Consider the following 20,408-nt stretch of genomic DNA (forward strand, 5'->3'; position numbering starts at 1 on the left):
ACGGGCCGTCCTCGCTTTTATGGATACGGAACGACACGCTCAGTCCCTCTCAAGATCGCCGTCGCAGATCGGGATCGGGCAAATGAGCCCGTCGCCAGCGGCGTCGATGTGTTTTTGGGTGGTGCGGCACGTGAAGCCGCACTTGTTGCAGGTCAGCTTGAGCATCCGCGTGCCCTGCTTCGGCTTGGCCGAAGAGAGGTTCGCAGAGGTCAGCGGTGCGTGAGGCAGCGGCCCAAGCTTTTCCAAGATCGGCAGCGCCCATTCGCGCCAGGCTTCGCCTGCGGTGGTCGCGGTGAGTTTACCTTCCAACCCGAGTGCGCGAGCGCACCGGGCGAAAGGCCCCCCGTGCCTTGCCTCGATGCCGACGGCGGCGTGCACCAGTTCGTGCGTGAGCACGTCGGCGATCCGGGCGTCGCTTTCGAGGGAAGGACGGAGGAAAATCTCGAAGTGGCCGTCGGCGCTGGCGGCATCCGTCCAGCACTCACCGATCACCTTCGACCGCTTGCCCGACGACGGGAAGCCAATCGCGATGCGCACGTTCTCGGGGAGCGGATAGCCAGCCTCATCAAAGGCCGGGCGGGCTTCCCGCGCAAAGGCATTGAGCCACGCCTCGCGGTTCACGTGCGCGGTCATGCCCGCAACTCCACCGCGATAAGGTCTTCGCTTTGGCTGTCGAAGCGGGCGTCATATGCCGCGCGCCACGCATCGCCGGTGCGCATGAAGTCGTCGCGCAGTTCTTTCAGGCGCGAGGTCGCCATTCCAGCAGAGCCGTACCGGGCGTCATCTCCGCGCTCACCGTAGAGACGGTGAAGCTCGCGACCCCATGCGGCGTCTGCTGCATCCCAAGCCTCGAACAACGCATTGTGATCGGGCCGGACGGCTTGCTGCTGGAGGGCGGACATTATGCCACCTCCACCGGCTTGCCGTCCGCGCCGAGGCGGTAGGTCTTGCCAGGCTCGATGCCCTCTTCGCCGACCATGAAAGCGGCCACGCGCTTGAGTACAGGAGCCCAAGCCTCGCCTTCGTAATATGCGAGCATGATCGCGCCGCTTTCACCGGCTTTGGCGGTGCCGTGCATGCCGAGCGAAGCTGCGATGGAGCTGCTCCCCTTGACCTCGGCGTGCGAGCCGTAGCCGGTCGATGCGGCGTGCGAGCCGTCGCCGGTCGATGCGGCGTGCGAGCGGTTGCCGGTCGATGCGGCGTGCGAGCCGTAGCCGGTCGATGCGGCGTGCGAGCCGTAGCCGGTCGATGCGGCGTGCGAGCCGTAGCCGGTCGATGCGGCGTGCGAGCGGTTGCCGGTCGATGCGGCGTGCGAGCCGTCGCCGGTCGATGCGGCGTGCGAGCCGTAGCCGGTCGATGCGGCGTGCGAGCCGTAGCCGGTCGATGCGGCGTGCGAGCGGTTGCCGGTCGATGCGGCGTGCGAGCCGTAGCCGGTCGATGCGGCGTGCGAGCCGTAGCCGGTCGATGCGGCGTGCGAGCCGTAGCCGGTCGATGCGGCGTGCGAGCCGTAGCCGGTCGATGCGGCGTGCGAGCGGTTGCCGGTCGATGCGGCGTGCGAGCGGTTGCCGGTCGATGCGGCGTGCGAGCGGTTGCCGGTCGATGCGGCGTGCGAGCCGTAGCCGGTCGATGCGGCGTGCGAGCCGTAGCCGGTCGATGCGGCGTGCGAGCGGTTGCCGGTCGATGCGGCGTGCGAGCCGTAGCCGGTCGATGCGGCGTGCGAGCCGTAGCCGGTCGATGCGGCGTGCGAGCGGTTGCCGGTCGATGCGGCGTGCGAGCCGTCGCCGGTCGATGCGGCGTGCGAGCGGTTGCCGGTCGTCACGTTCTCTTTAGCTGAAGAGAGAACCCATTTCACAGCGCGGCTGAGAAGCTCGGGAATGCGCAGCTCGGTTTCGATGTGCAGAACCGCAGAGGCGATCTTGCTGTCTTCGCCCGCGCTACCGCGAGAAATAGAGCCGCTCGCTTTTACCAGCGCATAGCGGCTATCGGCCGGGCCATAGTAAGTGAAAGCATCGAGCGGGTTGCCCTCGACGGAGTGAAAGCCACCTTCTGCACAACGGACAACAGAGCCCTTGTGCTCGAAGGTCTTGCCAATTTCATATTGATAGCCGCGACAAGCAAGGTTCTTGTCGAAACCTTTTACGGCTTCGGTGACTTGATTGTCAGGTGACTTGGGTTTGCGGGTTGCCATAGGTGCCTCCTTGTGGGGACACCTTTAATTCGATTATCGAACGTATGTCAATCGAAAATCGAACACTATTGTTTCGAGAGCTATTTTGCGGGTTGCGATGCACCTTGTTCCGCAGGCTTGCAACTCACTCTAACCGCGTCCGCCAAACTCAAATCGCCGCCTCGTATGGCGGCCAACTCCGCGTCCTTGCATTCGCCATAGCGAACCAAAGTGGACACCTCCGCGTAGGTCTGAGCCTGGCTCTTGTCTGCCGCTGCTGCGCGTTCACGGTTAGCGCGCTCTGCGCGGGCACCCGCGATTATAGAATCTGTCATGCCATCGTAATCGATGGGTGGCGGGGTGGTCGTGCAATCCAGCGTCGCCCCTATCGAAGAGCAGCGTGTCGTAGTCTGCGCTGTTGCCGCCGGTGTAGCAGCGCCCCAAGCGAAGGGTTGCGCCGCCAAAACCAGCATTAGATACATCTTAGGAATCATCGTCCTACTCCAAAAAGCCTCTGTAAACCCACTTCGCCACGGGTAGAACGCCCCGCAGCAGAACAGCCAGCGCGGCGGCAATGGATGCGGCGACCGCAAACGGCAAGGCTGCGACTATGGCAACTGGCTCGGCCACCAGCCGCAGGGCTTCGCCTGGCGTCGCGGCGCGCCATTCCTTGTGCACGCAAGGCGCGTGATCCGGCCATAATCGTTTAAACGCATTTTCTAGCTCTCGTTCACTCGACGTGCATGGTTCACTAGTCGCCTCCCACCGGTAATGGACAATGTTGTCCCATAAACCGGGTGCGAGCACGATTACGGCTCCGGTCACCCACACCACAGAGGCGACAAGCCAAAGGCGACCCCACCCTCTGCGGCTCCGCAGATTCAAAGACGCCTCCCATACCAGACCGGCCTACCGAGAATATGAACGCTATCAGCAGGCAATTCATCGGCCGGGTATTTGGAGTTCGACGACGCCACTCTAATAACATCCATCCGACCGACCGAGCGGCTCAAGTTCTTTATAACATAACCGTCGCCATCCCACAGAACGAAAGGGCCTGGCTGCGTCGGGAGGCGGTCCCTCTTATCCACCAGAACTTGATCCTCGTGTTCGAAATCGGGAGCCATGCTATCGCCTCGGGCATTCACCAGAACGAAATCCTGCGCCCGGCCGCGCAGTTGTTCCTCGACCAAGCGCCTCGGCACGAGCGCCTGCTCGTGTTCTTCGTCGGCACTACCTCCGCCGCCCATGCCCGCGTAAGTCGGCAATACATCGACCATCACATATTCGCTCAGTGCTGCTGGCGCGGCGGTATCCGCCTCGTATTCCCGAATAAGCTTGATGAGTGGCGCAATCTCATGCGCCTTCAAGGCTCGCCCTTCACCGGTCGCCCCGAGCAATTTAGACGCTACCGGAGGAGAGCGTCCGATAGCTTCGGCAACACGTTTAGCGGGTACGCCAAGCGCCTTTAAGCGCGCGATAATTTCTGTCGGTTCCATATGGGCATGTTCGATAATCGAACATTAATTGACAAGTTCCTAATTCGAATGATAACAGTTCGATAATCGAACTTCATTCATTCGGAGAGGCGCTATGCGCGACCCTGTTATCTACTTCGGTGGCATTCGGCCAGCCGCGCGGGCACTGCGCGTGCCCGTGTCGACCGTTGCGGGCTGGCAAAAGAATGGCATCCCCTCTTGGCGCTGGCCGCAGATCGACGCCGCGATCCTCGCGGCGGAACAGCTCGAAGGCTTCGAAGAGGTGTCGGTCGGTGGCGACCAGTAGCGGCAAGCTCCACCGCGATGTGCTTGCCCGCGCTCGCGGCATCGCCTCGACGCGGGGTTGCGCGGCGGAGCTGGAGCTCGTCGGCAAGCACCCGAAGGTCGTCATCACTAGGGCCGGGGCGCTCGTCGCCAAGGTGCCCTTCGCCGGTAGTCCGAAGGATGCCGACCAAACCATCAAAATGCTCTCGCGCGACATACGGCGCGTACTGGAGGCCGCATAATGCTCATCGAAGGGGCCGAGAACACGCGCGTCCTCGTTGCGTGCGAGTTCAGCGGTACGGTTCGCGATGCCTTTCTGGAGCGTGGTTTCGATGCCTGGTCGTGCGATCTGCTGCCCGACGATAAGGGCAGCAACCGCCACATGCGCGGTGATGTCCGCAACATGCTCGGTCATGGCTGGCATCTGCTTATCGTGGCGCATCCGCCCTGCACCCGACTCTGCAACAGCGGCGTTCGCTGGCTATCGGTTCCACCGCCCGGCCGCACGGTAGAGGAGATGTGGGCCGAGCTGGATGAAGGCGCTGCGCTCTTCTCTGCGCTATGGAACGCGCCCGTTCCGCACGTCGCTGTCGAAAACCCGGTCATGCACAAGCACGCCAAGGCCCGGATCGTGGACTATCGCGAGCCCTCGCAAAGCGTGCAGCCTTGGCAGTTCGGGCATGGCGAGACGAAACGCACCTGCCTCTGGTTGCGGAACCTGCCGGTGCTCAGCCCCACCAATATCGTTGAGGGACGCACAGCCCGCGTCCATCGCGCGACGGGTTGGGGAAAGGCCGCTGTCACCCGCTGGCGCGAACGCTCGCGGTTCTTCCCCGGTATCGCTGCGGCAATGGCCGACCAGTGGGGCCACCACATCATAAACACGGAGAGGTTGGCCGCATGAGTTACGGCGCATCGCCCGCCGATTGGGCCATTCTCGCTGACGATCTGTGCGGCCCCGGTCTGCTCGAAGACCTGCTGCCCGTGGTGTCCGACCCGACGGTGCCGATCTCCGAACATTCGAAGATGAAGGATGCGGGCAAGACCCCGAGCATCGTCAATGGCTCGGGCAAGATCGCGGGCCTCCCTAAATGGACCGAGGTCAGGACGACAGCGGCACAGGTCGCGCGCTGGTCGAAAGACGCCCGCCTCGGCATCTGCATCCAGACCCGCCGCCTGCGCGGCATCGATATCGATGTGCCGGACCCGGAGCGGGCGCAGGAGATCGAAGATTTCATCACAGCCGAGCTCGGCATGGCTCTGCCCTGCCGGTCCCGCGCGAACAGCGGCAAGCGGCTGCTGGCCGTGTTCGTCGATGGCGAAATCGCCAAGTCGGTCGTCCACATCGACGGCGGCATGGTCGAGTTCCTCGGCAACGGTCAGCAGTTCATCGCAGTCGGCACGCACAGCAGCGGCGTGCCTTATGAATGGAGCAGTGCGGGCAGCGTGCCCGCGCTCTACCCGACCATAGGCGAAGACGTTTACACGGCCCTCAAGGCGCGGATCGCGGAACAGTTCGGCACGGGCGAGGTTCAGGGCGGCGCGCTCCGGCGGCGCGGCGAAGACCTCGACCTGCCAGATGAACGCGCCAAATGGCTCGCGGAAAAGAGCCTCGTGCTCGACCAAGGGCGCGACGGCCAGCTCTTTATCCAATGCCCGTGGAAGGACGGGCACAGCATGGACAGCGGCGAGACTGAGACGGCCTATTTCCCTGCTGGCGGCAAAGGCTATCAGCAGGGCCATTACAAGTGCCTGCACGCTTCCTGCCACGGCCGCACCGATGCCGACTTCGACAATGCGCTCGGCTATTGGCAGAGCGAGATCGAGGTGCTCGGGCCGCCGGTGGGCGAAGACGGCAAGGAGTCGACCGGGGTGCGCGTGCTGGACCCCAAAGACCTTATGGGCCTCGGGCGCGCCGCCATGCGCGGAATGTTCCGCAAGGATGACCGTCACACGCTCGCGCGCAGCGGGGGGCTTTGGTACGAACACAACGGCCCCTGCTATGTGGAGCGTGGGGAAGAAGAGATAAGGGCCGATATCTGGCGCTTCCTCGACGCTGCCAAGAAAGAGGTCACGCACGTTTCGGAGGACGAGGACGAAGGCGGCAAGAAACGGAAGAAGCGGCGCACCTCCATAGAACCGTTCATGCCAACGCAGGCGCAGATCAGCGGCACAATGGACGCGCTGCGCGCTGTTGCCGAAGCGCGCGGCGTAGAAGCGCCGTCGTGGCTCCCCGGTGCGAACGGGCCAGACCCAAAGGAAATCGTATCCCTTGCCGACGGGCTGCTGCACATCCCGACACGCAAACTAACGCCGCACACGCCGGGCTATTTCTGTGTCAACACGCTACCCTTCGCATGGGGGGACGGCGACCGCGAGCCGGTTGAGTGGCTGAAATTCCTGCACGCCCTCTGGCCCGACGATGCCGAGGCCATCGGCGTGTTGCAGGAGATGTTCGGATACCTGCTCACCCCTGACACCAGCCAGCAGAAGATGTTCCTCATCGTCGGCCCCAAGCGGTCGGGCAAGGGCACCATAGGCCGGGTCATAAATGCGCTTATAGGGCGCGAAAACGTCGCTTCGCCGACGCTGGCGTCGATGACATCCAACTTCGGGTTCCAGCCGCTTATAGGCAAGCTCGTCGCCCTGATACCCGATGCGCGCGTCGGCGGAGGCGTGAACACACAGGCCATCGTCGAGAAGCTGCTGATGCTTTCGGGCGAGGACAGCATCACGGTCGACCGCAAGAACCAGACGGCGTGGACAGGGCAGCTCGCGGCCCGCGTGGTCATGCTGACCAACGAGGTGCCCCGCCTAGGCGACGCATCGGGGGCGCTTCCGGGGCGCTTCATAACCCTGTCCATGTTCAATTCGTTCTTCGGGCGAGAAGACCTCGGCCTGACCTCCCGCCTCCTCGCCGAGCTGCCAGCGATATTCAGATGGGCGCTCGATGGGCGGGACAGGCTCAAGGCGCGCGGTTATTTCGTCCAGCCCGCCAGCGGTCTCGACGACGCCGAGGAAATGTATGAACTCGGCAATCCAATGGCAGTGTTCGTGAAAGAGTGCTGCGAAATCGACCCGGAAGCGGTCGAACTGGTCGCGGACCTCTACGAGGTGTGGCGGGGATGGTGCGCATCGAACGGCCACCATCCCGGCGCGTCGAACAGTTTCAGCCGCGCGCTTGGCGTGGCGTTCCCGAAATTGAAACGGGTAAAACCAGCGGCAGGACACGGTGCCCAAGCACGCGGCATGGGCGGAATACGCATAAAAAAGCGTGTTCGCGAGCAAATGCTCATGCTTTGACTACAGATAGGACAGATAGGACAGGCCATATTCCGCGCATATAGATAAGGAAAATGAACATGCAAAAAATTACACATAAGGAGGAGCACACAGATACACGCACATATAAGGCAGTGGGAGATAAACCCGTCATATCTGTCCTATCTGTAATCACGGCACTGAGGGCGGAGCGCGAGCTGCCCTGCACCCTCCGGCGTTTCTCCGACGGCGCAACGGGCACCCGCCCTGCTGCCGGTTGGCGCGAGGCGCACGTCTTTGGTGGCGTTTACGCTCTCTCCGACCCTGACGGCAGAGTGCGGTACATCGGCAGCGCAACGGACATCGGCCGTCGTTTCGTAACGCACCTGAAATGCCGCGATAATGCCAAGGTCGGCAGCGGCACGCAGGCCCGCAAGCGTTGGATGTTCGCGCTGCTTGGCGCGGGGCATCAACCCCGCCTTTGGCTGCTGGAGCGCATCGACGATCCGGGGGCGATGCGCATCGCGGAAAGTCGTTGGATAGCGGAAGCGCAGGCGGTCGGTGAGGCCGACCTGAACATCCGCGCATGACACAGTTGGAGGCAGCGCGATGAGCGATGATATCATCGACCTCAAAGGCACCCGGCTCATAGGTGTCAGCGAGCACGGTATCCCGGTCGGCGAGGAGCACCCCCGCGCCAAGCTCACCGACGATGCGGTCGAGCAGATCAGGCAGCTATGCGAGCAGGGAACTCCGCAGCGGGCGGTCGCCCGAATGTTCGGTATCAGCAAGGGCGCGGTGTCGGATATAGTCTCGTTCCGCAGGCGCGCCGCCTACCCGGTGGGCTGGCGGCGCGTCCGCATCAAGATGAACGGCCGGGCGCTCATAGGTCCGGTATGTGTGAGCACCGAGGAGGATAACGACAATGGCGACCCCGAAGTCTCCGCGTGAACGCGCCGCGCGTGCGCTGTGCCGCAAGGATGGGCACCCCGAGAATATCATGTTCGAGGGCAGGCCGATGTGGGAGAGCTATCTCGATGTGGTTGACGTGGTGCTCGAAGCCGCTGCGGAGCCGGGCGCGATGAGCGCGGAGGAGGTTCGAGAAGTCGCGGCTAATATCGCAGCGCAGTGGAAGTCATCTTTACGGCCGGGGACAGAAGCACGCCTACTAGGTCATCAGGAGGCCGCTCGTTGGATAGCGGCAGCGATCCGCGCGATGCCGCTGACGAAATAGCTCGCCCGCCCGCATAGGCCCCCTCTGCACGCAGTAATTTGCGTGCATGACCGTCAAAAGGACACCTGAAAAAGAGATCGCCTTTTTGGCCGCGCTCGCGTCGACGTGCAGCGTCGCCAAGGCGTGCAAGGCTGCGGGCATCGAGAGCCGCAACACTGTTTACACGTGGCGTGCCGAAGACCCCGACTTTGCCCGCCGGTGGGAAGAAGCCAAAAAGCTCGGCGCGGATGTTCTCGAAGACGAAGCCGTGCGCCGGGCGCATGACGGCACCGAAGAGCCGGTCTTCTATCAGGGTGAAGCGACAGGCACGATCCAGCGTTACAGCGACACGCTGCTCATCTTCCTGCTGAAAGGCGCAAAGCCCGATGTTTACAAGGATCGCGTCGCGGCCGAGCACAGCGGCCCCAACGGTGGGCCGATAGAGGTTGACGACGCTGCGGCGCTTGATCGTGTAAACGCGATCCTCTCCAACATCGCGCCGCCCAAGGACGATATCTCGGACCTCTGCTGATGGCCGAGCTCCGCGTCATCACAGCCGAGCCGGTCACAGCCGATACGGTTGTCGTTCTTGAAACGATGTTGGAGCGCGCCCGTAAAGGCGAACTATCCAGCGTCGCCATCGCCGCAGTGACGCGCGACGGGGCCGCCACGACCACATGGTCTGCGCTCCCTTCGGCTCCCGCGATCCTTGGCGCGCTCCAGATACTCTCGGCCCGAATTATCGCGCGGTTCGTGTGATGCGTCAGGTCACGCCCGAGCAGTGGGCTGCGATGACACCAGCGCAGCGGCGCGAGCTCGTCGCTCTCGTCTCACGCTTCGAACGTCCGTGGTATCCGCTCAAGGGGCCGCAGACGATGGCCTATGAGAGCAAGGCCGACATCATCGGCTTTGGGGGCGCGGCCGGCGGCGGCAAGACCGATCTCGCCTGCGGCAAGTCGATAACGCACCACCAGAAGATCATGGCGCTGCGCCGCGTCGGCACCGAGCTGACCGGTATCCTCGACCGCTTCACCGAGCTGTTCGGAAACCGCGACGGCTACAACGGCAAGGACAATATCTGGCGCACGCGCCGCTTCGACGGCAAGCCGCTCCAGATCGAGTTCGGCGCGGTCCCGATCCTCGGCGACGAGAAGAAGTTTCAGGGCCGCCCGCACGATCTGCTCATCTTCGACGAAGCGGCCAATTTCCTTGAGATACAGGTCCGCTTCCTGCTCGGCTGGCTGCGCTCGGTCGACCCGACGCAGAAGTGCCAGGCTCTCCTCACGTTCAACCCGCCGACCTCGGCCGAGGGGCGTTGGATCATCAGTTTCTTTGCTCCTTGGCTCGACAAGAAGTTCCCGAACCCGGCCCTGCCGGGCGAGCTGCGCTACGCGGCGATGGTGCCCGACGCGCAGGGCGGGTCGAAAGACGTTTGGGTCGACGGCCCCGAGCCGTTCGTGCTCGTTGATGGCGAGCCCTGCTACGATTTCGACCCGGCCGACTATGCGCCGACCGAGATCATCACACCCAAATCGCGAACCTTCATCCCGTCGCGGATCACCGACAACCCACACCTATTCGGGACTGGCTATATGTCGACGCTCCAAGCACTCCCCGAACCGTTGCGCAGCCAGATGCTCAACGGTGATTTCGCCGCTGGCATGGAAGACGACCCGTGGCAGGTCATCCCGACCGCATGGGTGGAGGCCGCGATGGCGCGCTGGAAAGAGCACGCCGTCAAGCCGCCGATGGACAGCCTTGGCGTTGACGTGGCGCGGGGCGGCAAGGACAACACGACCATCGCCCGGCTGCACGGCAACTGGTTCGACAAGACGCTGCTCCATCCCGGCACGCAGACTCCCGACGGCCCGGCGGTGGCGGGGCTCGTCATTGCTTCCATGCGCGATCAGGCACCCATCCACATCGACGTGATCGGCGTCGGGGCCTCTCCATATGACTTTCTCATCAGCGCGCACCAGCAGGTCATCGGCGTGAACGTCAGCGAGACCGCGCGCGGCACCGACAAGTCCGGCCGCCTCTCTTTCCCCAACATGCGATCCGAGTTGTGGTGGAAGTTCCGCGAGTGGCTGGACCCGGCCAACAACACCGGCGCGGCGCTGCCCAACGAACCCGAACTGCTGGCGGAGCTGACCGCGCCAAAATGGTCGCTGCAAGGGCCGAAGATTGTGGTGGAGAGCCGCGAGCAGATCATTGCACGCATTGGCCGATCTCCGGATCGCGCATCGGCGTACATCCTTGCTCTTGTCCGCACGCCGAAGCTGCCCAAGGAGCTCCGCCCGCATAGCTCGAAACCGAAAGACTACGATCCCTACGCCTAGAGCTAGGAGACCATGCCTTGTGTGACCCCGTTACCGCCCTTGTCGTAGGTGCCGCTGCCGCCACCGTCGGCACTGGTGCTGCGATCTATCAGGGAGCACAGGCACAGAAGGCGCAGAAGAAGGCCGCACGGCGGGCCGAGGCCGAGGCCGCTGCAACGAAGGCAGCGAACGACCGGGCAGTAAACGCCGCAAACCAGAAAAGCCCGAATATCGGTTCTCTTTTCGCGTCCAGCTCCGGTGCTGCCTCAAGCGGCATTGGCTCCACCATGCTCACCGGTGCGCAGGGTGCCAGCGTGGACAGTTCGCTCCTCGGCCGCTCAACGCTGTTGGGCCAGTAATCCATGGCCGCCACCCCCCGGCATCTCCAGCTATCGCGATGGGAGCAGCTCAAGACCGAGCGTTCCTCATGGCTTTCGCATTGGCAGGAGCTTTCCACCTATATCCAGCCGCGCATGGGGCGCTTTCTCGTCACTGACCGCAACCGTGGCGAGCGTCGCCACAACAATATCTACGACAGCACCGCGACCCGCGCGCATCGCATCCTCGGCGCGGGCATGTTGTCGGGCGCGACCAGTCCCGCGCGGCCTTGGCTGCGCATGACGACGGCTGACCCCGACCTGGCCAAGCACCACTCCGCGCGTGCCTGGCTCGATGATGTCGGCAAGCTGATCCTTGAAGTGTTCTCTCGCTCGAACACCTACCGCGCTTTTCAGATGATGTACGAGGAGCTCGGCCTGTTCGGCACGGGCGCGTCGCTCGTCATGCCGAGCTTTGCGACGGTGCAGCACCACCACCCGATGACGGCCGGGCAATACGCGCTCGCGACCGATTGGGATGGCCGTGTAAACACCTTCTACCGAGAGTTTCAGATGCAGGTCGCCCCGCTCGTTGCAGAGTTCGGACTGGAGAACTGCACGCTCGGCACGCAGGGCCTCTATCAGCGCGGGTCGCTCGACCAGTGGATTACGATCTACCACGCCATCGAGCCGCGATCAGACCGCGATCCATCGCGCCGCGATGCGCTCAATATGGCGTACCGCTCCTGCTATTTCGAGGCGGGCTCCACGCCGAACAAGTATTTGCGCGAAAGCGGAATGCGCGAGTTCCGCGTGCTAGCTCCGCGCTGGCACGTCACCGCCAACGACACCTATGGCGCATCACCGGCGATGGAAGCCCTTGGCGACGTGAAGCAGCTCCAGCACGAGCAGCTCCGCAAGGCGCAGGCCATCGACTACCAGACCAAACCGCCCATTGCCCTGCCGACCTCGGCGAAGGGCCAAGAGGTCAATATGATGCCGGGCGGCGTCAGCTATTACGACACCACGGGCGGCGTGCCTGGCGGTGCTCGCTCGCTGTTCGATGCCCGGCTCGACCTGAACTATCTGCTGCAAGATATTCAGGACGTGCGTGGGCGCATTAACTCGGCCTTCTTCGCCGACCTCTTCATGATGATTTCGCAGCTCGACACGACGGGCCGCACTGCTACCGAAATCGCCGAACGCCACGAGGAAAAGCTCCTCATGCTCGGCCCGGTGCTGGAGCGGCTTCACAACGAGATGCTCGAACCACAGATCGCGCTTACCTTCTCCGATCTGCTCGAAGCGGGAGCTTTGCCGCCGCCGCCGCCCGAGATGGACAAGCAGCCGATCCGCGTCGAGTTCGTCTCGATGCTGGCACAGGCGCAGCGTGCCGTGGGCACCGCAGCGGTCGACAGGTTCGTCTCGAACCTCGGCGTGGTCGCGCAGTTCAAGCCCGACGTGCTCGACAAGTTCAACGGCGACAAGTGGGTCGATGCCTATAGCGATAGCCTCGGGGTCGACCCCGATCTGATCGTCGCTGACAAGGAGGTCGCACTCATCCGCCAGCAACGCGCCGAGGCGCAGCAGCGTGCCGAACAGGCGGCGCAGATGGAGCAGATGGCCGGAGCCGCGAACAAACTCGGCAACGCCCCCACCCAAGCCGGGGGCTCGAACGCGCTCACCGACATCATGAACATGTTCTCGGGCTATAACTCGCCCTCAGCGGAGTCCTACTAATGGCCCTCGTCGATCTCACCAAAGTCCAGCCGGACCACAACCGTCCCTGCTGCGAGCCCGACATCTACGGTCTCTGCATCAGTCTCAACGACGAACAGGCCAAGGCTCTTGGCATCACGTCCGCCCCTGAGGTGGGCACGCCGGTCGGCATCAACGCCGCCGCTGTCGTGCGCCGCGTCTCGACCGAAATCGACCACGCCGGGGCCGAGCGGAAGGAAATCTACCTCCAGCTCCAGATCACGCACATGGAACTGGTTGCCCCGCCCAAAAGCAGCGACGCAGCCACGGCCCTTTACGGCGAATAACATGGCGCAAAAAGCTCTGAGCGACGCGCAATGCGCGGAGGCGCTGGCCGCTGTTGCGGAACACGGCACTGTCAGCGCGGCGGCTACAGCCTTGGGCATTTCACGAAGCGCGCTGCAAAACCGACTCAGGGTTGCAGCAGCACGCGGTCACGCCCCCGGCCACTTCGACAGTGGCGTCGCCCCTGGCTACCGGATGGGCAAGGTTACTATCCAGCGCAATGCCCATGGTGACGTTGAACGCGTGTGGGAACGTCAGCACCCGGATAACGATGCCTTCGACGCGGCCTTCGGCGCGCTTGTCGAGGAGCTGCCGCGCCTTGCCCCTGTCTCCGCACCGGCCTCCGGCAATGCCGATTTGCTGAACGTTTACACGCTAACAGACTGCCACGTCGGCATGTTGGCCTGGCACCGCGAGGGCGGCGCTGATTGGGATTTGCGGATAGCTGAACGGCTGTTGGCGGATAGTTTCACAGCCATGATGGCCGGTGCGCCGCGCGCGCAAACGGCCATCGTCAACCAGCTCGGTGATTTCCTGCATTTCGATGGACTGTCGGCGGTCACGCCGACGAGCGGCCATCTGCTCGATGCTGACGGCCGCTTCGGCAAGATGGTCGAAACAGCTATCCGCGTGCTCCGCCGGGTCGTCGATGCGGCCCTTGCACAACATGAACGCGTCCATCTCATCATGGCCGAGGGCAACCACGATCTCGCCTCTTCGGTGTGGCTACGAAAGATGTTCGCGGCCCTCTACGAGAATGAACCGCGTCTGACTGTCGACGATAGCGAGCTGCCCTACTACGCCTACCAGCACGGCGAGACGATGCTCGCGTTCCACCACGGGCATCTCAGCAAAAACGCTGCGCTTCCGGGGCTATTCGCTGCGCAGTTTCCGAGAATGTGGGGCACGACCACCAAGCGATACGCGCATTGCGGGCACCGCCACCATGTTGAGGAGAAGGAGCACGCGGGCATGACCGTGGTGCAGCACGCTACGCTAGCGGCACGCGACGCCTACGCGGCGCGCGGTGGCTGGATAAGCGAACGGCAGGCGCAGTCGATCACCTACCACACGCTGTTCGGCAAGGTGGCGACCAACATTGTCACCCCGGAAATGCTCGCGGCCTGACCCCGCCCGCATACCCCTGTCGGTCGTGGCTTATCGTCCCCGGCAATGAGTGATTTCGACCCCTTCGACATTCAGGGGCAGGAACAGGACGATGCGGCCCGCGCCGCCCGAGCCGAGCTCCTCGCCTCCACCGAAGCCGGAGATGTCAAATGGCTCATGGCCGACCTTCGGGGCCGCCGCATGGTGCGACGGCTGCTTGAGCAGGCAGGCGTGTTCCGGTCCTCGTTCAATGGCGAGGCGCTCGGCACCGCCTTCCGCGAAGGCGAGCGCAACATCGGTTTGAGGCTTCTGGCTCTCGTCACCGAGCACGCGCCCGAAAGGCTGGTCGATGTGCTGACTGGCAAGGATCAAAATGGCTGACGCCGTGAACTCCGCTGACACCGTGGCCGAAGGCGCTCCCGCGCCCGGTGAGGACAGCACGCTCCTGACGGGCGCTGAGACCGCAGGCGAACCGAAAGCCCCCGGCTCGGGCGAAGGTGAAAGCGCGCCCGGCTCGGGCGAAGGTGAAAAAGAACCCGGTGCCGGTGAGGGCGAGAAAGCCCCCGGCGAGGGTGAAGGTGAAAAGGCACCTGCTGGTGCCCCCGAAGCCTATGAGGATTTTACCGCGCCCGATGGTGTGACGCTCGACGCCGAAGTGCTCGACGAGTTCAAAGCCTTCGCCAAGGAGCACAATCTCCCGCAGGCCGAGGCGCAGAAGTACGTCGATACGGCCATCAAGCTACAGGAAAAATGGTCGCAAGCGCAGGCTGATGCCATCGTCGAAATCCGTGGTGACTGGCTCAAGTCCAGCCAGACCGACAAGGAGTTCGGCGGCGACAAACTCGAAACCAGCCTGGCAACCGCGAAACGCGGACTTGAAGCCTATGGCTCGAAGGAGCTCGCGAGCTTCCTCGACGAGACCGGCCTCGGCAACCACCCCGAGATCATCCGCTTGCTCGTGAAAGCGGGCGCAACAGTTTCCGAAGATCGCTTCGTCGCCGGTGGCGGAGCGGCCCATGGGGCGCGTGATCTTGCGTCCCGCCTCTACCCGGCAACAGCCAGCTAAGGAGTAACGACAATGGCCGTTCTTTCCGCCGGACAGCTCACCCTCGCCGATCACGCCAAGCGGTTCGATCCGAATGGCAGCATTGCGGCGGTCGGCGAGCTGCTCTCGCAGACCAACGAAATCCTTGAAGATGCCGTGTTCATCGAGGGCAACCTGCCCACGGGACACCGCACCACGATCCGCACCGGCTTGCCGACGGTCTATTGGCGCGCACTGAACCAAGGCGTGCCCCCGAGCAAGTCGACCACGGCACAGGTCGATGAAGCCTGCGGTATGCTTGAAGCCCGCTCGCACATCGACAGCAAGTTGGCGCAGCTCAACGGCAACACCGCCGCCTTCCGGCTGTCGGAAGATGTCGCGTTCATCGAAGCGATGAACCAGACGCAGGCGTCGACGCTGTTTTACGGCAACCCCGGCACCGATCCGAAGCAGTACCTCGGCCTTGCGCCGCGTTACAGCTCGCTGTCCGCTGGCAATGCCGACAACATCATCAACGGACAGGGCGCGGGTTCGGACAACACCTCGATCTATCTCGTGGTGTGGGGCGAAAACACCGTCTTCTGCCCCTTCCCGAAGGGGTCGCAGGCCGGTCTTTCGCATCGCGACCTCGGCGAAGAGAGCGTGTCTGACGGCAACGGCGGCTTCTATCAGGCCCTCCGCACCCTCTACCAGTGGGATAACGGGCTGGTCGTGAAGGACTGGCGCTACGTCGTCCGCATCGCGAACATCGACGTGTCCAACCTCGTCGGCGAAAGCTCTGCGGCCGATGTCATCAAGCTGATGGCGAAGGCGCTGGACCGCATCCCGAACCTGAACATGGGCCGCGCTGCGTTCTACATGAACCGCACCGTGCATTCGATGCTGCGCATCCAGGCGATGACCAAGGCGTCGAGCGTCCTCGCCCCGGTCAAGGGTCTGAACCAGTTCGGCAACTCGACCACGTGGACCGAGTTCGACGGCGTGCCGCTCCGCAAGACCGACGGCATCCTCAACACCGAAGCCCTCGTCTCCTAAGGCGCGGGAGGGAAAGGAAACCCAAATGGCTATCTTTGACGCACTCCTGACCTTCTCGACTGCGCAGGCCGTGACCGCCACGGCCGTCGGCACCGATAAGGTCGACCTGTCGCAGAAGCGCGACATTGGCGAAGGTGAAAACCTCTACGTGCTGTTCACGGTCACCGAGGCGGCCACCGCCGCCGGTGCCGCCACGGTCGACTTCCAAGTCGTCGTGGACGACGACAGCGCGCTCGGTTCGCCCATCGTGGTCGGCACCAGCGGACCTATCGGCAAAGCCGATCTGGTCATCGGCAAGCAGATCGCCGTGCGGATCAACCCGCAGCTCGCCTCGAAGGGCGAGCGGTATCTCGGCGTCAACTACGTCGTCGCGACCGGCCCGCTCACCGCAGGCAAGTTCTCCGCTGGCGTCGTCCACGGCGTGCAGGACGGCAAGAAATTCTACCCGTCGGGCTACACCGTCGGCAGCTAAGGAGCCTGAACTGTGGCGAAATACCGCGTTCTCAAGAAATCCTTCATCGGCAACACGATTGTCGAGGAAGGCGCAATCGTCGACTTCAACGGCCAGCCCGGTTCGAACCTCGAAGCCATCGAGGAGACCAAGGCCAAGCCCGAACCGAAAGCGAAGACCGAACCGCTGGCCTGACCCCCGGCGGACTTCGGAGATGATTGGTAAGGGGGCCGCGTGCCCCCTTCCTTTTAGGGAGCGGCCTCGTGGCATCCGAGATTGATATTGCCAACCTCGCGCTCGCGCACCTCGGCGATGATGCCTCGGTGGCGAGCATCGATCCGCCCGAAGGGTCGCCGCAGGCCGGGCATTGCGCCCGTTTCTATCCTATCGCCCGCGACAGTCTCCTTGAATTGCACACGTGGTCTTTCGCGACCACTACCGCGCCGCTGGCACCGTTGTCGGTAACCGTCGACGGCTACGGCTTTGCTTACGCGCTTCCCAACAAGTGCCTGCGCCCCCTCAAGGTTTACGAGCCTGGCGGCCGGTTCACCGAACCGTCGGCCGAGTTCGAAATCGAGATAGACACCAACGGGGCGTCGATCCTGCTGACCGATGTACCCGATGCAATCCTACGTCATGTGCTGCGCATCTCCGACCCCGGCCGGTTCTCGCCGCTGTTCGTCGAGACGCTTTCGTGGCTGCTCGCATCAATGGTCGCTGGCCCGCTGGTGAAGGGAGAGAGCGGTGTCAACGCCGCGAAGACCTGCTGGCAGACCTTCCTCGCACGGCTGGCCGACGCGACTGAAAGCGATGCGAACAAGGCCGTCGCGCGGCTCGACCCCAAAGCTCCTTGGGTAGTGGGGCGCTGATGACGGACCTGCGCACCTATGCACGCTCCTTCGCCGGTGGAGAGGTCACGCCTGAGTTCTTCGGCCGCATAGACGACGTGAAGAACCAGACGGGGCTCCGAACCTGCCGCAACTTCATCGTGAAGCCACACGGGCCAGCTACCAACCGGGGCGGGCTCATGATGGTGCGCAAGGTGAAGAACCCGGCCGTCAAGACACGGGTCATCCCGTTCGTTTTCGCCACGGACCAAAGCCTCGTGATCGAGCTCGGCGCGGGCTACTTCCGGTTCCATACGCAGGGCGGCACCATCCTCTCCGGCGGTGTTCCCTATGAGGTCGCCAACCCATATGCAGAGAGTGACCTCGCTGGCGTTAAGTTTGTCCAGTCGAACGATGTCGTCACGCTGGTGCATCCGAACCACCCACCGGCCGAATTGAAGCGCCTCGGCACAACGAACTGGACGTATTCGACGATCTCCTTTGCCTCTCCGCTTGCTCCTCCGACCGGCGTAGCGGCGACCGCGACCCCGGCCACCACAACCCCCGGCACGCCGACCCTGCAATCTTACACGGTCACCGCAGTTTCCGGGCAGGATGAGAGCGCGCCAGCGGCCAACAGCCTCTCCGGCTCGGTGACGTTGACCGGCATCACGAAGGCGAACCCCGGCGTGTTCAGCGCCACGTCCTTTACCGATCCCGGCTTTACCGTGGGTGACAAGGTTTATGTGTCCGGCGTCGGGGGGATGAGCGAGGTCAACGGCAATTACTACCTGATAAACTCTTACAGTTTCACGCCCCCCGGTGGTGGAGAGTTCCCCACGCCCGGCATTGTGTCGATGACGCTCAAAGATGTGAGCACGGGGACGCCTTTGAATACCTCCAGTTTCAGCACGTATTCTGGCGGCGGCACCGTGGCGCTGGTGGGCGCGGCCCGGTGTTCTAACAATCTGTTCGATACCGGTGCCTATAATACGATTTCATGGGCGGCCGTTACGGGCGCAAAGCGGTACAATGTCTATAAGCTTTCGAATGGCCTCTATGGGTTCATCGGCCAGACTGAGAACCTTTCGTTCACGGACGACAATATAGCGGCCGATCTGTCACGTACTCCGCCTATCTCAGAGACGTTCTTTGGCTCGGCCAACAACTACCCTTCGACTGTGGGATATTTTGAGCAGCGTCGCTGTTTTGCAAACTCCGACATGCAACCTGCCAATTTTTGGGCGACACGTTCGGGCACGGAGAGCAATCTCTCGTATTCGATCCCGACCCGCGACGACGACAGCATAAGGTTCCGCATCGCTGCGCGTGAACGCAGCGCGATCCGGCACATAGTTCCTATGGCCGACCTCATCCTGTTGTCTGAAAGCGCGGAGTGGCGGGTGACCCCGGCAAGCGGCGAGGTGCTTACCCCTGACGTGTCGGTGCGCGCGCAGAGCTTTATCGGGGCGGGTGCGGCGCAGCCCGTCATCGTGAACAACAACCTCTTGTTCTCTGCCGCGCGCGGTGGACACATCAGGGAACTGGCGTTCAACTGGCAAGCGGGCGGCTATATCACCGGCGACACAAGTTTGCGCGCTCCCCACCTGTTCGACGGCGCGGCAGTCCTCGAACTCGCTTATGCAAAGGCACCCGTCCCGACGGTGTGGGCGGTCTCTACTACCGGCAAGCTGCTCGGCCTCACCTATGTGCCCGAACAGGAAGTGGGGGCCTGGCACCGGCATGACACCACGGACGGCGCTTTCGAGAGTATATGTGCTGTGCCCGAAGGGGATGCCGACGTTCTCTATGCTGTTGTTGCCCGCACGACTTCGCTCGGGACAGAAAGGTTCGTGGAGCGGATGGCTCCGCGCCAGTCGACGGACGACGCCACTGGGTTCTTCGTCGATTTCGGTGCGACCTATTCGGGCGCGCCGGTTGATGAGATCAGCGGCCTTGATTGGCTTGAGGGCAAGACGGTCGCCATCCTGACGGACGGGGCCGTGCATCCGAAACGCACTGTCGTCGGGGGCGCGATCTCACTGGATATTCCGGCGAGCCTTGTCCACGTAGGGCTTGAGATCGAAGCCGACATAGAGACCCTGCCACTCGCCTTCGAAGCGCAAGGATATGGTCAGGGCCGCCCGAAGAACGTGAGCGAGGTCTGGCTCCGCGTCTTCGCGTCGCGCGGCATATTCGCGGGACCGAGCTTCGATAAGCTCACCGAGCACAAGCCACGCACCACCGAGGTTTACGGTGCCCCGCCGAACTTTATCACCGATGAAATCCGGCTCGCGATAACACCAACGTGGAGCAACGACGGCAAGGTGTGCCTGCGCCATAGCGATCCTCTGCCTTTCACGCTGGTATCGATGACCTTGGGGCTCTCCGCCGGTGGCTGATCTCGTCTTTCGCCCGGTGCGCAAGGAGGACGCCGCCGCGCTTGCCGCGAATCTTCGGCCGAGCGATGAGGCCGAAATTGTGGCGGCGGCGGGCGCAGCACCCGTCATCACGATTGCGCGCTCGCTCGCACTTTCGACTTACGCCACGGCGGTTGACCGCGATGGCGAATTGATGGCCTTGTACGGTGTCGCCCCCCTCTCATTGCTTGGCGATGTCGGCACACCCTGGCTTCTCGCCACGCCGCAGCTCGCGCGCCATGCGCGCCCGCTTACCCGCACAGCCCGTCAGTATGTTGTGGATGCTCTGCGCTTCTATCCTGTTCTCCAGAACTACGTGGATGTGCGGAACACGGCGAGTATCCGCTTTCTGTCGCGGCTCGGGTTCACCCTCTTCGACCCCGAACCCTACGGCGCAGCAGGTCTCCCGTTCAGGAAATTTGAAATGCGGAGAGTGTAAAC

The 20,408-nt window shown here is 63.3% G+C and carries 27 protein-coding genes; 22 read left to right on the forward strand and 5 right to left on the reverse strand.

Features of this window, described 5'->3' with window-relative positions; translation table 11 throughout:
• Positions 1 to 39 precede the first annotated feature (39 nt).
• From BSL82_RS10050 to BSL82_RS10075, 5 genes are all read right to left on the reverse strand, one after another.
• Complete coding sequence (locus tag BSL82_RS10050) at positions 40 to 633, reverse strand: SprT-like domain-containing protein (RefSeq protein ID WP_072597287.1); 594 nt, start codon at positions 631 to 633, stop codon at positions 40 to 42.
• Entirely contained in the window at positions 630 to 902 is a 273-nt protein-coding gene (locus BSL82_RS10055; protein WP_072597289.1) for a hypothetical protein, read from the reverse strand. The genes BSL82_RS10050 and BSL82_RS10055 overlap by 4 nt, the downstream gene beginning before the upstream one ends.
• Positions 902 to 2,188: a DUF7666 domain-containing protein gene (locus BSL82_RS10060; protein ID WP_072597302.1), complete on the reverse strand. Its 1,287-nt coding sequence runs from the start codon at positions 2,186 to 2,188 to the stop codon at positions 902 to 904. Before BSL82_RS10060 ends, BSL82_RS10055 begins: the two co-directional genes overlap by 1 nt.
• A 477-nt stretch (positions 2,189 to 2,665) precedes the next feature.
• A complete protein-coding gene (locus BSL82_RS21015) occupies positions 2,666 to 2,845 on the reverse strand; it encodes a hypothetical protein (RefSeq protein WP_072597306.1) in 180 nt (59 codons plus the stop codon).
• A 203-nt stretch (positions 2,846 to 3,048) separates the two neighbouring features.
• Positions 3,049 to 3,666, reverse strand: coding sequence for a S24 family peptidase (locus BSL82_RS10075; protein WP_072597308.1), 618 nt, complete (start codon positions 3,664 to 3,666; stop codon positions 3,049 to 3,051).
• A gap of 94 nt (positions 3,667 to 3,760) precedes the next feature.
• Between BSL82_RS10075 and BSL82_RS10080 the strand changes: the two genes are divergently transcribed.
• The 22 genes from BSL82_RS10080 to BSL82_RS10180 all read left to right on the forward strand — a co-directional run bounded on the left by BSL82_RS10080 (position 3,761) and on the right by BSL82_RS10180 (position 20,406).
• Positions 3,761 to 3,952 carry a carph-isopro domain-containing protein gene (locus BSL82_RS10080; RefSeq protein WP_072597310.1) on the forward strand — a complete coding sequence of 64 codons (192 nt, stop codon included), beginning with the start codon at positions 3,761 to 3,763 and terminating at the stop codon, positions 3,950 to 3,952.
• The gene (locus tag BSL82_RS10085; protein WP_072597312.1) at positions 3,939 to 4,172 is read left to right on the forward strand and encodes a hypothetical protein; all 234 of its coding nucleotides are present in this window, start codon (positions 3,939 to 3,941) and stop codon (positions 4,170 to 4,172) included. Before BSL82_RS10080 ends, BSL82_RS10085 begins: the two co-directional genes overlap by 14 nt.
• Positions 4,172 to 4,834 (forward strand): hypothetical protein, encoded by a 663-nt coding sequence (locus BSL82_RS10090; RefSeq protein ID WP_072597314.1) that lies wholly within the window; start codon positions 4,172 to 4,174, stop codon positions 4,832 to 4,834. Before BSL82_RS10085 ends, BSL82_RS10090 begins: the two co-directional genes overlap by 1 nt.
• Positions 4,831 to 7,233 (forward strand): phage/plasmid primase, P4 family, encoded by a 2,403-nt coding sequence (locus BSL82_RS10095; protein WP_072597316.1) that lies wholly within the window; start codon positions 4,831 to 4,833, stop codon positions 7,231 to 7,233. The genes BSL82_RS10090 and BSL82_RS10095 overlap by 4 nt, the downstream gene beginning before the upstream one ends.
• Positions 7,234 to 7,346: 113 nt before the next feature.
• Positions 7,347 to 7,781, forward strand: a complete 435-nt coding sequence (locus BSL82_RS10100) for a GIY-YIG nuclease family protein (protein WP_226998422.1) — start codon at positions 7,347 to 7,349, stop codon at positions 7,779 to 7,781.
• A gap of 19 nt (positions 7,782 to 7,800) precedes the next feature.
• Positions 7,801 to 8,142 carry a hypothetical protein gene (locus tag BSL82_RS10105; protein WP_072597320.1) on the forward strand — a complete coding sequence of 114 codons (342 nt, stop codon included), beginning with the start codon at positions 7,801 to 7,803 and terminating at the stop codon, positions 8,140 to 8,142.
• Positions 8,117 to 8,425 carry a hypothetical protein gene (locus tag BSL82_RS10110; protein ID WP_072597322.1) on the forward strand — a complete coding sequence of 103 codons (309 nt, stop codon included), beginning with the start codon at positions 8,117 to 8,119 and terminating at the stop codon, positions 8,423 to 8,425. The genes BSL82_RS10105 and BSL82_RS10110 overlap by 26 nt, the downstream gene beginning before the upstream one ends.
• Before the next feature lie 46 nt (positions 8,426 to 8,471).
• Entirely contained in the window at positions 8,472 to 8,936 is a 465-nt protein-coding gene (locus tag BSL82_RS10115) for a terminase small subunit-like protein (protein ID WP_072597324.1), read from the forward strand.
• On the forward strand, positions 8,936 to 9,163 hold the full coding sequence (locus tag BSL82_RS10120; RefSeq protein ID WP_072597325.1) for a hypothetical protein: 228 nt from the start codon (positions 8,936 to 8,938) through the stop codon (positions 9,161 to 9,163). Before BSL82_RS10115 ends, BSL82_RS10120 begins: the two co-directional genes overlap by 1 nt.
• The gene (locus BSL82_RS10125; protein WP_226998423.1) at positions 9,160 to 10,743 is read left to right on the forward strand and encodes a terminase; all 1,584 of its coding nucleotides are present in this window, start codon (positions 9,160 to 9,162) and stop codon (positions 10,741 to 10,743) included. The genes BSL82_RS10120 and BSL82_RS10125 overlap by 4 nt, the downstream gene beginning before the upstream one ends.
• A gap of 17 nt (positions 10,744 to 10,760) precedes the next feature.
• Positions 10,761 to 11,081 (forward strand): hypothetical protein, encoded by a 321-nt coding sequence (locus tag BSL82_RS10130; RefSeq protein WP_083579136.1) that lies wholly within the window; start codon positions 10,761 to 10,763, stop codon positions 11,079 to 11,081.
• Between the two features lie 3 nt (positions 11,082 to 11,084).
• Entirely contained in the window at positions 11,085 to 12,779 is a 1,695-nt protein-coding gene (locus BSL82_RS10135; RefSeq protein WP_072597327.1) for a portal protein, read from the forward strand.
• Positions 12,779 to 13,084, forward strand: coding sequence for a capsid staple protein (gp10, locus tag BSL82_RS10140; protein ID WP_072597329.1), 306 nt, complete (start codon positions 12,779 to 12,781; stop codon positions 13,082 to 13,084). Before BSL82_RS10135 ends, gp10 begins: the two co-directional genes overlap by 1 nt.
• A gap of 1 nt (position 13,085) precedes the next feature.
• Positions 13,086 to 14,210, forward strand: coding sequence for a hypothetical protein (locus tag BSL82_RS10145; protein WP_072597331.1), 1,125 nt, complete (start codon positions 13,086 to 13,088; stop codon positions 14,208 to 14,210).
• A 45-nt stretch (positions 14,211 to 14,255) separates the two neighbouring features.
• Positions 14,256 to 14,570: a Bbp19 family protein gene (locus BSL82_RS10150; RefSeq protein WP_072597333.1), complete on the forward strand. Its 315-nt coding sequence runs from the start codon at positions 14,256 to 14,258 to the stop codon at positions 14,568 to 14,570.
• Positions 14,563 to 15,255: a hypothetical protein gene (locus tag BSL82_RS10155; protein WP_072597335.1), complete on the forward strand. Its 693-nt coding sequence runs from the start codon at positions 14,563 to 14,565 to the stop codon at positions 15,253 to 15,255. Before BSL82_RS10150 ends, BSL82_RS10155 begins: the two co-directional genes overlap by 8 nt.
• 12 nt (positions 15,256 to 15,267) lie before the next feature.
• Positions 15,268 to 16,269, forward strand: coding sequence for a major capsid protein (locus BSL82_RS10160; protein WP_072597348.1), 1,002 nt, complete (start codon positions 15,268 to 15,270; stop codon positions 16,267 to 16,269).
• A 25-nt stretch (positions 16,270 to 16,294) separates the two neighbouring features.
• Complete coding sequence (locus BSL82_RS10165) at positions 16,295 to 16,741, forward strand: Bbp16 family capsid cement protein (RefSeq protein WP_072597350.1); 447 nt, start codon at positions 16,295 to 16,297, stop codon at positions 16,739 to 16,741.
• 12 nt (positions 16,742 to 16,753) lie between these two features.
• Positions 16,754 to 16,915: a hypothetical protein gene (locus BSL82_RS20500; protein WP_158010817.1), complete on the forward strand. Its 162-nt coding sequence runs from the start codon at positions 16,754 to 16,756 to the stop codon at positions 16,913 to 16,915.
• 68 nt (positions 16,916 to 16,983) lie between these two features.
• A complete protein-coding gene (locus BSL82_RS10170) occupies positions 16,984 to 17,589 on the forward strand; it encodes a phage connector family protein (RefSeq protein WP_072597351.1) in 606 nt (201 codons plus the stop codon).
• Positions 17,589 to 19,949 (forward strand): phage tail protein, encoded by a 2,361-nt coding sequence (locus tag BSL82_RS10175; protein ID WP_072597353.1) that lies wholly within the window; start codon positions 17,589 to 17,591, stop codon positions 19,947 to 19,949. The genes BSL82_RS10170 and BSL82_RS10175 overlap by 1 nt, the downstream gene beginning before the upstream one ends.
• Positions 19,942 to 20,406 (forward strand): hypothetical protein, encoded by a 465-nt coding sequence (locus BSL82_RS10180; protein ID WP_072597355.1) that lies wholly within the window; start codon positions 19,942 to 19,944, stop codon positions 20,404 to 20,406. Before BSL82_RS10175 ends, BSL82_RS10180 begins: the two co-directional genes overlap by 8 nt.
• Positions 20,407 to 20,408: the final 2 nt, after the last annotated feature.

It is taken from the genome of Tardibacter chloracetimidivorans (assembly GCF_001890385.1).
GTDB lineage: Bacteria > Pseudomonadota > Alphaproteobacteria > Sphingomonadales > Sphingomonadaceae > Tardibacter > Tardibacter chloracetimidivorans.